This window comes from Vibrio owensii (assembly GCF_002021755.1).
GTDB classification, from domain to species: domain Bacteria; phylum Pseudomonadota; class Gammaproteobacteria; order Enterobacterales; family Vibrionaceae; genus Vibrio; species Vibrio owensii.
In genome coordinates this window covers 2,473,825-2,486,067 of sequence record NZ_CP019959.1, presented here as the reverse complement: position 1 = coordinate 2,486,067, position 12,243 = coordinate 2,473,825, and the positions used below count along the sequence as shown (strand labels likewise).

General features: G+C 45.9%; 9 protein-coding genes. 3 read left to right on the top strand and 6 right to left on the bottom strand.

The window, feature by feature from the left end; all coding sequences use genetic code 11:
* Positions 1-5: 5 nt before the first annotated feature.
* The 3 genes from A9237_RS11480 (at position 6) to A9237_RS11470 (ending at position 5,957) form a co-directional block, all read left to right on the top strand.
* Positions 6-1,925: a beta-N-acetylhexosaminidase gene (locus A9237_RS11480; protein WP_078608207.1), complete on the top strand. Its 1,920-nt coding sequence runs from the start codon at positions 6-8 to the stop codon at positions 1,923-1,925.
* Between the two features lie 86 nt (positions 1,926-2,011).
* Positions 2,012-4,420 carry a glycoside hydrolase family 94 protein gene (locus A9237_RS11475; protein WP_078608206.1) on the top strand — a complete coding sequence of 803 codons (2,409 nt, stop codon included), beginning with the start codon at positions 2,012-2,014 and terminating at the stop codon, positions 4,418-4,420.
* A 124-nt stretch (positions 4,421-4,544) separates the two neighbouring features.
* The gene (locus tag A9237_RS11470; protein ID WP_041058668.1) at positions 4,545-5,957 is read left to right on the top strand and encodes a phosphoglucomutase/phosphomannomutase family protein; all 1,413 of its coding nucleotides are present in this window, start codon (positions 4,545-4,547) and stop codon (positions 5,955-5,957) included.
* A 94-nt stretch (positions 5,958-6,051) separates the two neighbouring features.
* On the opposite strand, the gene A9237_RS11465 is transcribed toward A9237_RS11470, so the two are convergent.
* The 6 genes from A9237_RS11465 to A9237_RS11440 form a co-directional block, all read right to left on the bottom strand.
* Complete coding sequence (locus A9237_RS11465; protein WP_009707545.1) at positions 6,052-7,083, bottom strand: ABC transporter ATP-binding protein; 1,032 nt, start codon at positions 7,081-7,083, stop codon at positions 6,052-6,054.
* Positions 7,083-8,708, bottom strand: a complete 1,626-nt coding sequence (locus tag A9237_RS11460) for an ABC transporter permease (RefSeq protein WP_078608205.1) — start codon at positions 8,706-8,708, stop codon at positions 7,083-7,085. The genes A9237_RS11465 and A9237_RS11460 overlap by 1 nt, the downstream gene beginning before the upstream one ends.
* 99 nt (positions 8,709-8,807) lie before the next feature.
* A complete protein-coding gene (locus A9237_RS11455; protein WP_005439400.1) occupies positions 8,808-9,821 on the bottom strand; it encodes a Fe(3+) ABC transporter substrate-binding protein in 1,014 nt (337 codons plus the stop codon).
* Between the two features lie 151 nt (positions 9,822-9,972).
* Complete coding sequence (locus A9237_RS11450) at positions 9,973-11,202, bottom strand: ammonium transporter (RefSeq protein ID WP_005439399.1); 1,230 nt, start codon at positions 11,200-11,202, stop codon at positions 9,973-9,975.
* 25 nt (positions 11,203-11,227) lie between these two features.
* The gene (locus A9237_RS11445) at positions 11,228-11,566 is read right to left on the bottom strand and encodes a P-II family nitrogen regulator (RefSeq protein WP_005439398.1); all 339 of its coding nucleotides are present in this window, start codon (positions 11,564-11,566) and stop codon (positions 11,228-11,230) included.
* Between the two features lie 188 nt (positions 11,567-11,754).
* Positions 11,755-12,123, bottom strand: a complete 369-nt coding sequence (locus A9237_RS11440; protein WP_005439396.1) for a YacL family protein — start codon at positions 12,121-12,123, stop codon at positions 11,755-11,757.
* Positions 12,124-12,243: the final 120 nt, after the last annotated feature.

The window sequence follows — 12,243 nt, the reverse complement described above, 5'->3', positions numbered from 1 at the left end:
TGAACATGGAATATCGTGTTGATTTAGTGGTCCTTTCTGAGCAAAAACAAAACTGCCGCTTTGGACTCACCTTTCATAACTTGAGCGACCAAGACCTAAACAGCTGGAGCTTAACTTTCGCTTTCGATCGTTACATTCTTCCAGACAGCGTTTCAAATGGTCAACTGACTCAAATTGGTAGCTTTTGCACACTAAAACCGGAAGGTATGCTACTGGCTGCCAACCATCACTATTACTGTGAATTCAGTATTGGTTCAAACCCATTCCGTTATTACTCGGATGGCTTTAATGAAGCGATGATCGACTTTGTCGTTGATGGAAACCCACAGCGCGCACAAGTGGATGTAACACCTATCGTTTTAGCGTCACCTTACCGTGAACGTAGTGAGATTCCTGCAAGCTTAACCCATGCACAACCGTTGCTGCCAAAGCCTAATCATATTGAGGTCAGCGACCACTCGTTCACGTTTGACGAGCAAGCTGGCGTGGCAATTTATACTGACTTAGCCAACTCAGCAAAAACGTGGTTACTGGAAGAACTCCAGCGCATTCATCAGTTTGAGCTTTCTTCATCCAACAGCGGAAAAATCCTGTTTAAAAGCAACCCAACGCTAGATGAAGGCGCTTACAAGTTAAAAGTGTCAGAAGAGTCGATCAAGATTGAGGCAGGGTCTTCGTCTGGCTTTACCCATGCTTGTGCGACCTTATTGCAACTACTAAAACGAGACGAGAATACCAACACCATGGAAGTGGTGTGTTGCTCTATCAAAGACAGCCCTCGTTTTCGATACCGCGGCATGATGCTGGACTGCGCTCGTCATTTCCACTCGGTAGAGCAAGTAAAACGCCTGATCAACTTATTGGCACACTACAAGTTCAACACGTTCCATTGGCACCTCACTGATGATGAAGGCTGGCGTGTCGAGATCAAATCTCTGCCTGAGCTTACGGATATTGGAGCATGGCGCGGTATTGATGAAACCATCGAGCCGCAATACACCCATTTATCTCAACGCTACGGCGGTTTCTACACGCAAGAAGAAATCAAAGACGTTATCGAATTTGCAGCACAACGTGGCATCACCATCATTCCTGAAATTGATGTACCTGGTCATTGTCGTGCCGCGATTAAGGCTCTGCCACACCTATTGGTTGAAGCAGAGGATACGACGGAATATCGCAGCATTCAGCACTACAACGACAACGTCATCAACCCTGCTCTACCGGGTAGTTACGAGTTTATCGACAAAGTGCTTGAGGAGATCGCGGCTCTCTTCCCTGCCCCTTATGTCCACATTGGTGCAGACGAAGTGCCTAACGGCGTGTGGTCGAAAAGTCCTGCTTGCCAAGCGTTTATGGAGAAGTTGGGTTACACCGATTACAAGGAACTACAAGGCCATTTCCTTCGCCATGCAGAAGACAAACTTCGCAAACTGGGTAAACGCATGTTGGGTTGGGAAGAAGCTCAGCACGGCAACAAGGTCAGTAAAGATACGGTGATCTACTCATGGCTAAGTGAAGAAGCGGCATTGAACTGTGCTCGCCAAGGCTTTGATGTGGTGCTGCAACCTGCACAAACCACTTACTTAGATATGACCCAAGACTACGCGCCTGAAGAACCGGGCGTGGACTGGGCAAACCCACTGCCATTAGAAAAAGCTTACAACTACGAGCCGTTAGCAGAAGTCCCTGCTGACGACCCAATCAGAAAACGCATTTGGGGCATTCAAACCGCTCTATGGTGCGAAATCATCAACAACCCATCGCGTATGGACTACATGATTTTCCCTCGCCTAACTGCCATGGCAGAAGCATGTTGGACTGAAAAACAACACCGCGATTGGACCGACTATTTATCACGTTTGAAAGGTCACCTTCCTCTGCTCGACTTGCAGGGAGTGAATTACCGTAAACCGTGGAAGTAATACCAAGATAGATGCCAACGCATCACGCTTAAACAGTTTTTAAATTTTTGGCTGCAGGCGCAGCTTAGTAAAAAGGAAATACACAAATGAAATACGGCTATTTCGATAACGAGAATCGCGAATACGTCATCACTCGCCCTGACGTACCAGCACCATGGACAAACTACCTAGGTACTGAGAAGTTTTGTACGGTTATCTCGCACAACGCGGGTGGCTACTCGTTCTACAACTCTCCAGAATACAACCGTGTTACTAAATTCCGTCCAAACGCGACATTCGATCGCCCAGGACACTACGTTTACCTACGTGATGATGAGACAGGTGATTACTGGTCAATCTCTTGGCAACCAGTTGCGAAAAGCCTAGACGAAGCAAACTACGAAGTTCGTCACGGCTTGTCTTACTCTAAGTTCAAATGTGAATACAGCGGTATTACCGCAACGAAAACTCTGTTCGTGCCAAAAGGCGAAGACGCTGAAATCTGGGATGTAGTGATTAAAAACACCTCAGACAAACCACGCACGATCAGCGCATTCTCATTTGTTGAGTTCTCATTCAGCCACATTCAATCTGATAACCAAAACCATCAGATGTCTCTGTACTCAGCGGGTACGGCTTACAACCAAGGCGTGATTGAGTACGACCTGTACTACAACACCAACGATTTCGAAGGTTTCTACTACCTAGCTTCAACATTTGACCCAGATTCATACGACGGTCAACGTGACAGCTTCCTTGGCCTATACCGTGACGAAGCAAACCCGTTAGCGGTAGAGCAAGGTAAGTGTTTCAATACAGCGCAAACTTGTTACAACCACTGTGGCTCTCTACATAAGCAATTTACTATCCAACCGGGTGAAGAAGTTCGCTTTGCTTACATTCTAGGTATCGGTAAAGGCAACGGTGAGCGTCTACGTGCTAAATACCAAGACCTTGCAGAAGTCGACAACGCATTTGCTGGCATCAAAGCACACTGGGATGAGCGCTGTGGCAAGTTCCAAGTGAAATCGCCAAACGAAGGTCTAGACACCATGATCAACGCTTGGACACTATACCAAGCGGAAACTTGTGTGGTGTGGTCTCGTTTTGCTTCATTCATCGAAGTAGGTGGTCGTACTGGTCTTGGTTACCGTGATACAGCGCAAGATGCAATCTCAGTTCCTCACGCTAACCCTGCAATGACGCGTAAACGTATCGTTGACCTACTGCGCGGTCAAGTGAAGGCGGGTTATGGTCTACACCTATTCGATCCAGATTGGTTCGATCCAGAGAAAGCAGATGTTAAACCATCTAAATCTCCAACAGTAGTTCCAACACCTTCTGACGAAGATAAGATTCACGGCATCGAAGACACATGTTCTGATGATCATCTATGGTTAGTCCCAACCATCTGTAAGTACGTGATGGAAACGGGTGAGCACAGCTTCTTTGACGAAGTGATCCCTTACGCTGACGGTGGCGATGCAACCGTTTATGACCACATGAAAGCAGCACTAGACTTCTCTGCGGAGTACGTCGGTCAAACCGGTATCTGCAAAGGTCTACGTGCAGACTGGAACGACTGTCTGAACCTAGGTGGTGGTGAATCTTCAATGGTGTCGTTCCTACATTTCTGGGCACTGCAAGAGTTCATCGACCTAGCGAAATACCTAGGTAAAGAAGCCGACGTTGAAAAATACACATTGATGGCAGCAAACGTTCGTGAAGCGTGTGAAACACACCTTTGGGACGACGAAGGCGGTTGGTACATCCGTGGTCTGACGAAAAATGGCGACAAGATCGGTACTGCGCAACAAGCGGAAGGCCGAGTACACCTAGAGTCAAACACGCTTGCGGTACTTTCTGGTGCGGTATCTCAAGAGCGCGGCGAAAAAGCTATGGACGCAGTCGATGAGAACCTGTTCTCTGAATACGGCCTGCATCTAAACTCACCATCTTTTGCAACACCGAATGATGATATCGGCTTTGTAACTCGCGTTTACCAAGGCGTAAAAGAGAACGGTGCAATCTTCTCGCATCCAAACCCATGGGCTTGGGTAGCTGAAGCGAAACTGGGTCGTGGTGACCGTGCAATGAAGTTCTACGATGCACTAAACCCATACAACCAGAACGATATAATCGAAAAACGTATTGCAGAACCATACTCATACGTTCAGTTCATTATGGGTCGTGACCACCAAGACCACGGTCGTGCAAACCACCCATGGTTAACAGGTACATCTGGCTGGGCTTACTTCGCAGTTACCAACTTTATCCTTGGTGTGCGTACAGGCTTTGATGGTCTGACTATCGATCCATGTATCCCAACGAACTGGCCAGGTTTCGAAGTGACTCGACAATGGCTAGGTGCAACGTACAACATCAAAGTCGTTAACCCAGACTCAGTAAGCAAAGGCGTTAAGTCAATTACTGTGAACGGTGAAGCAGTAAATGGTGCCTCTGTACCAGTTCAAGCGGAAGGTTCAGTAAACGAAGTTATCGTTACTCTAGGTTAATCATATTTTAGGGGAGAGCTTCTCCCCTTTTGATTTATCCGATGCACTGAGTTTGATGAGTGCATCGGTTCGCTAGCAAAGATTTAAGAGGCGGTGGGATGCCGCTCTTATCGAGGATCGAATCATGATCAAATTTGGTACTGGCGGTTGGCGTGCATTTATCGGTGAGGAGTTCACTAAAGATAATGTACGTTTGGTCGCTCAAGCAGTTGCAAACATCACGAATAACGAATCGGTTGCTGATCGCGGCTTTGTGATTGGCTATGACCGTCGTTTTCTTTCCGATAAAGCCGGTCGTTGGTTCGCTGAAGTTCTAGCAGCAAACGGCATTGTGGTTAGCTTTATCGACAAATTTGTCCCAACGCCTATCGTAATGTTTAAAGCGAAGGAAATGGGCTGCGCGTACTCTGCATGTATTACCGCATCGCACAACCCTGCCGATTACAATGGCATTAAAGTCTTCATTGAAGGCGGTCGTGACGCAGATGAAATCATCACTGAAAAGATCGAATCGCAAATCGCTACACTAACTGCGCAAGATGTTAAAAGCGTCGACTTTGAACAAGCAGTTGAAGATAAGCTGATTGAAATCATCAACCCGATGAACGAATTCGTTGACTCAATCATAGACTTTATCGACATCGAAGCGATCAAGAAGGCGAATCTACGTGTGTTGATCGATCCAATGTTTGGTGTTGCGAAAAACGCGCTACAGACCGTATTGATCAACGGTCGTTGTGAAGTCGACGTAATCAACGATGGCAAGAACCCAGACTTCGGTGGCTTGATGCCATCACCAAGTGCAGCAACGCTTTACCGCTTGATGCACCTTGTAGAACAAGAAGGCTATGACATTGGTATCGGTACCGATGGAGACGCAGACCGTCTTGGGATTATCGACGAGAAAGGTAACTTCATTCATCCAAATGAAGTACTACTGCTGCTTTACTACTACCTACTTGAATACAAAGGTTGGACAGGGTCAGTAGTACGTAACATCGCAACCACTCACCTGTTAGATAAAGTCGCAGAAGATCATGGCGAGAAATGCTTTGAGGTTCCTGTTGGCTTTAAGCACATCAGTTCTCAAATGGAAGCTGACGATTCACTGATTGGCGGTGAAAGTTCTGGCGGTCTGACTATTCGTGGTCATATCAAAGGCAAAGACGGCGTATTCGCATCAAGCCTATTGGTAGAAATGATTTCAGTAACCGGCAAGAAGCTGTCTGAGTTGTTGGATGAAATCTACGGCAAGTACGGCTATGCCTACATGGCAGAAGGCGATTGCAAGTTCAAACCGGCACAAAAAGACGTACTGTTCAACAAGATTTATGTTGAAAAGCAGTTGCCTGAATTTGAGTTTGAAATCGAAAAAGTCAGCTATGAAGATGGTGCGAAAGTCTACTTCAAGAACGGCGGTTGGATCATCGCTCGCTTCTCTGGCACCGAGCCACTGCTACGAATTTTTGCAGAGATGCAAGATAAGGACACTGCGGAACGTGTTCTTCAACAGTTTAAGGACTTCTTGTCTTTATAACTGAACCTTGTGCCCGCTTCGAGCACATAACCTATAGGTGAAGAACACTTGCCCGGCATCACCGCCGGGCCTTTTTCTATCTGGCCTTTATTAACTAGGCGAAAGCTAATACGCCTTGAGTTTCAACTTCCACTGCAACGCTATCACCCACATTCAATGCTTGAGTTGACGTCGCTAACAATCGGTCACCATTGACATCAATCACGTAACGACAATGATCCCCCATAAAGTGTTGTTCAAGCACTTTTACTGCACTCTCATCATCAACCTTAATTTGTACATGCTGAGGGCGAAGCAGCAATGCACACTCACTATCGCGTTGAATTTCCTGCTGAGCATTCGCTTCTACTACACCAAGGTGGGTTTCGTATTCATTGTCGGAAATTCGCTTCGCTGCAAGGTAGCTGCCACCACCTAAGAAGTCAGCAACAAACTTACTCGAAGGTTGGTAGTAAAGCTCCGAGGCTGTGCCGTACTGCTCAATCACACCATGGTTCATCACTGCCATCTTATCGGCAAAAGCAAACGCTTCTTCACGACTGTGGGTTACAAAAATTGCAGTAACGCCCTGCTCTTTGAAAATTTTACGGATCTCTCGGATCAGTTCATGACGCACTTGGGTATCGATATTGGAAAATGGTTCATCCAACAACAGGAGATCTGGTTTGTAAGCCAGTGAACGGGCAATCGCCACGCGCTGCTGCTGACCACCAGAGAGTTGGTGAGGATAACGGTCGCCGTAACCTTTAAGGTGAACCAAGCCGAGCATCTCTTCGACTTTAATCAGCTTTTGCTGCGCCGATTCGTTCTTTAAGCCAAAAGCAATGTTCTCAGCGACTGTTAGGTGTGGGAACAAAGCGTAATCTTGGAAAATCATACCAATATTACGCTGCTCTGGTGGTAGCCAATTTTTACCGTCATCAATAGTCAGGCAGTTCAAGCTCATTTGACCGGAACTCAGGGGAAGCAGCCCAGCAATGGCTTTCAAAAGCGTTGTCTTACCACAGCCACTTGCGCCGAGCAGACAGACAATCTGTCCTTGTTCAACTTCCAGAGAAAGCGACTCCAGAACAGTCTGATCGTCATACTGACAAGTTAGGTTTTTAATCGATAATGCGCAGCTCATCAGTGACTTTGCTCCAGTGAACGGTTAACAACAACAAGCGGGATCAACCCAACGAGAACCAGTAATACTGCCGGAAGTGCGGCAAGCTCTAAATGCTCATCCGAAGCGAAGTTGTAAACATACGTCGCTAAGGTTTCAAAGTTAAATGGTCGCAATAGTAGTGCAGCATTGAGCTCTTTCATCGACTCAATAAATACCAAAAGACCAGCAATCAAACCGCCACGCTTAACTAAAGGAAAATGCACTCGCCAAAGCATGGTATTTGGCGTACACCCCATGGTTCGGGAAGCCATGTCTAACGATGGAGAGATCTTATTTAAGTTACTTTCCACACTGCCAATTGCAACAGCGGAGAAACGCACCACCATCGCGAAAATCAGCGCAAACATAGAGCCAGAGAAAATAAGCCCAGGTCTGCCCCATTCCATCGCTTTAGCAATATCGTTAACCCGGTGATCCATAAACAGCACCGCAACCATCACACCGATAGCCAGTACTGTGCCAGGGACAGCATAGCCCATAGAAGACAGGCGCATAAACGCTAAGCTCGAACGGCCACCGTTTACGCGTTGACTGAAGTTCACTGTCAAAGCAATCGCAACACCGATGATGGCAGCCACGACTGACACTACCAAACTGTTCCATGCGTATTCACGGAACTCAGGTGTCCAACTTTGTGCAAAGTAAGTGATGGCGTAATCAATTAACTGTAGCAATGGGAAGATAAACGCGATTGCCACCAATCCCCAACTCCAAATTAATGCGCCCCACTTTCGCCAGCCTCGTAGCTCATAACGGAAATCTTCATGACTATTAAACTGGCTTTGGAACAGCTTTTGTTTGCGGCGACTGTAGCGCTCTGCACTCAGTAACAAAACCACGATCATCAACATCATGGCTGAGATTTTCGCCGCTGCATTGAGGTTCGAATACCCAAGCCAAGTATCGTAAACCGCAGTCGTAAGGGTGTTCACTGCAAAATAGCTGACGGTTCCGAAATCACCGATGGTTTCCATCGCGACCAGAGACAAACCAACAGCGATAGAGGGTCTTACAAGCGGTAAAGAGATACGCCAAAAGCTTTCCCAAGGAGAACATTTTAGTAAGCGAGCACTCTGCAGTAGAGATACGTTCTGCTCCATAAATGCAGCACGACAAAGCAAGTAAACGTATGGATAAAGAACAAGAGAAAGAACGAAAGTCGCACCACCTAAAGTACGAATATCAGGGAACCAATATTCACCCGGCCCCCATCCCGTTATATCACGCAAGAAGATTTGAATTGGCCCTGCAAAATCAAACCAATCCGTAAAAATGTAACCAATGATATAACCCGGCATCGCAAGTGGTAGAACTAAGGCCCACTGCAACCACTTCTCAGTTGGCAATTTACACATCGCCATAAACCAAGCACTTGGAATACCCAGAATCAAGGAGAGAAGCATCACACCCGCAGTCAATGCAACGGTGTTGTATATGTAGGTAGGCATGACTGTCGACATCAAATGTGTAAACAAGTCATCCGTTTCGCCAATGGCGGTGTAGAAGATCGCTAAGATCGGCAAAACCAGTAACAGGGTGATAGCCCCACTACTGGTTTTCCATAGAGAATGTTTATTCTTCATTGCCTAAATACTGCAAGGCTTTATGAAATACAAATGCGGCTGCAAATACATCTCATATCCTTTAATAAAATGGGGGTACAGTTATACCCCCACATGGAATTAAAGGTCAAATTTCACTTCATCTAGTAGCTTGATTGCTGCTTCATGGTGAGAAGCGATGTCGTCTAGAGAAATCGAATCCGCTTTGAAGTCACCCCAAGATTCCACAAGCTCAGAACGCTTAACACCTTCCTTCACTGGGTACTCGTAGTTTACTTCTGCGTACATTTGCTGCGCTTTGTCACCCGTTAGGAATTCCATAAGCTTCACAGCGTTGTCTTTGTTTGGAGAGAACTTCGCCATCGCCATACCAGAGATGTTCACGTGCGTACCTGTTGTCTCTTGGTTAGGGAAGTTGATGTATACCGCGTCTGCCCAAGCTTTTTGCTCTTTGTCGTTAACCATCTTACCTAGGTAGTAGCTGTTACCTAGAGAAACGTCACATAGACCTTCTTTGATTGCTTTAACTTGAGCGCGGTCGTTACCTTGAGGCTTACGAGCTAGGTTCGCTTTTACGCCTTCTAGCCATTCTTTTGTCTCAGCTTCACCGTGGTGAGCGATCATAGAAGACACTAGAGATACGTTGTAAGGGTGCTTACCGCTACGAGTACAGATTTTGCCTTTGAACTCAGGCTTTGCTAGGTCCGCGTAGTTGAAGTCGTTACCTAGTTTGCCAACACGGTCACGTGAAGAGTAAACGTTACGAGTACGTAGAGTCAGAGCAAACCACTCGTTTTCTTTGTCTTGGTACTGTGCTGGTACGTTTTCTTCGATAATTTTGCTGTCTACCTTTTGAACCAGACCTTTGTTTGTCAGTTCAGCTAGACGGCTGATATCTGTAGTAAGGATTACGTCAGCTGGGCTGTATTCGCCTTCTTGAGCCAACTTCTCTGCTAGACCTTTTTTCGCAAACTTAACGTTTACTTTAATGCCAGTTTCTTTAGTGAACTCGTTGAACATAGGTTCAACTAGGAAAGGTTGACGGTAAGAGTACACGTTCACTTCTTCAGCAGCCATTGCCGTTGGAGCCAGAGTAGCGCAAGTAATCGCTGAAAGAGTTAGCAGTTTTTTCATTGTTTAATCCTTTACCATGCTAATGATAACGTTTATCAGTTGCGTTATTATATGCATGTTCAATAAGAAAACAATTAATCAATAAAAAAACCTGCTCATTGGAGCAGGTTTTTTAATGTTAAGTTTGTAACTATTTATTACATTGTGAGTGTTATTTCACAGTCACGAATTCTGGGTAAGCACCAACACCACAGTCATGCATATCCATACCTTCTAGCTCTTCGTCTTCCGATACGCGGATACCGATTGTCGCTTTCAGGATTGCCCATACCACTAGGCTTGCACCAAATACCCAAGCAAAGATAACTGCCGCACCTAGAAGCTGTGCACCAAACGTTGCATCACCGTTGCTCAGTGGCACAACCATTAGGCCGAAGAAACCACACACACCGTGAACAGAGATAGCACCTACTGGATCATCAATCTTAATCTTATCCAAGCCAATGATGCTGAATACTACTAGTGCGCCTGATACCGCACCAATCGCCACAGCATAAAGCGGTGATGGAGATAGAGGGTCAGCCGTGATAGCAACAAGACCAGCTAACGCACCGTTAAGAATCATAGTCAGGTCTGCTTTACCCCAAGTTGTCTTACATACAAATAGTGCGGCAATTGCACCTGCAGCAGCTGCAGCGTTAGTGTTTAGGAAAATTTGACCAACTGCAGTCGCGTTCTCAAAATCCGAAACCATAAGTTGAGAGCCGCCGTTGAAACCGAACCAACCGAACCAAAGGATGAACGTACCCAATGTTGCGAGAGGCATGTTTGAACCAGGGATTGGGTAGATTTCGCCGTTTTTACCGTATTTACCTTTACGTGCACCCAGTAATAGTACGCCTGCTAATGCTGCTGAAGCACCGGCCATGTGTACGATACCTGAGCCCGCAAAGTCACTAAAACCTGCTTCTGATAGGAAGCCACCACCCCAAGTCCAGTAACCTTCCATTGGGTAGATAAATGCCGTCAGTACCGCTGAGAAGATTAGGAAAGACCAAAGCTTCATACGCTCTGCAACCGCGCCAGAAACCACTGACATTGCTGTTGCTACAAATACTACTTGGAAGAAGAAGTCCGACTCTAGAGAGTGGTCTGCACCTTCACCTTGTGTTCCAATTAGTGCACCAAATGATGGTAACCAACCGCCTTCACCGTTATCGACATACATAATGTTGTAGCCAACCAATAGGAACATGGTACAAGCGATCGCGTAGAGACAGATGTTTTTAGTTAGAATTTCTGTTGTGTTTTTAGAGCGAACTAAGCCCGCTTCTAGCATGGCAAAGCCTGCTGCCATCCACATTACCAACGCACCAGAAATGAGGAAGAAAAAGGTGTCGAGTGCGTAACGTAATTCAGTTACTGTTGTTGTTAATTCCATGATAATTCTCCAATCCCTTGAATTCTTAAAGTGCTTCTGCGTCCATTTCACCAGTACGGATACGCACCGCTTGGTTCAGGTCGTAAACAAAAATTTTGCCGTCACCAATCTTTCCGGTCTGCGCCGCTTTTGTGATGGCTTCTACCACACGTTCCACATTGTCTGCGTGGGTTGCGATTTCTAGTTTTACTTTTGGTAGAAAGTCGACTTGATACTCAGCGCCACGGTATAGCTCCGTGTGGCCTTTCTGACGACCAAAACCCTTAACCTCTGATACTGTCATCCCTTCAATACCAACATCAGCCAATGCTTCGCGAACATCGTCTAACTTAAAAGGTTTTATAATGGCATTAATGATTTTCATTGAATCTTCTCCGCAGCTTTCATCCTGAAACAGTTTTATTAATCCAAGCGGCGTGCCAACTTTTTATCTCATTGATTTATATAGAATTAGTAAAATTAACAAACCTATAAACAAAAAGGGCGCACCATATCGGTGCGCCCTTTTCACAAATATAAGGCAATTCAAGTCTGACTACCCAAAACTGTGCATTAAATGTTCAAAAAGTCTTTCCATTGCTCTATCAAGGCACAAAAGTCTTCTATACCACAGCTGGCTGTACTCTCTGCATCGTAGAAATCAAACTCGCTTTCCATTTCCACTTCATACTCATGACCAAGTGCGTTTTCTTGCACTAACACCTCATCACCGTGGATCATCAAACTGATCTCTGCACCTGTTAACCTATGCTCTTGAGATGGCGAAGAAAATGCCTGATCAATTAAAGCTTCTACCTGAGCGATTTTTGCTGGGTCTTTGCCTATTTCTTCTTGCAACCAACGACCCACAATCTCATGCCCCATGCTGCATTTGACATAGTATTCGCCCATCAATGTGTTGCGGATGAATTCAAATTCCATCGCGATCGCCTTTTCGTATCAATTTGGTGCGGAGTATACAGGGAGATGTTGAATGGGAGAAGTAAGAGACGAGAGCTCTCTCAATGGCTTGTTTAAAAGAGATTCCCGACGGCACTCCTT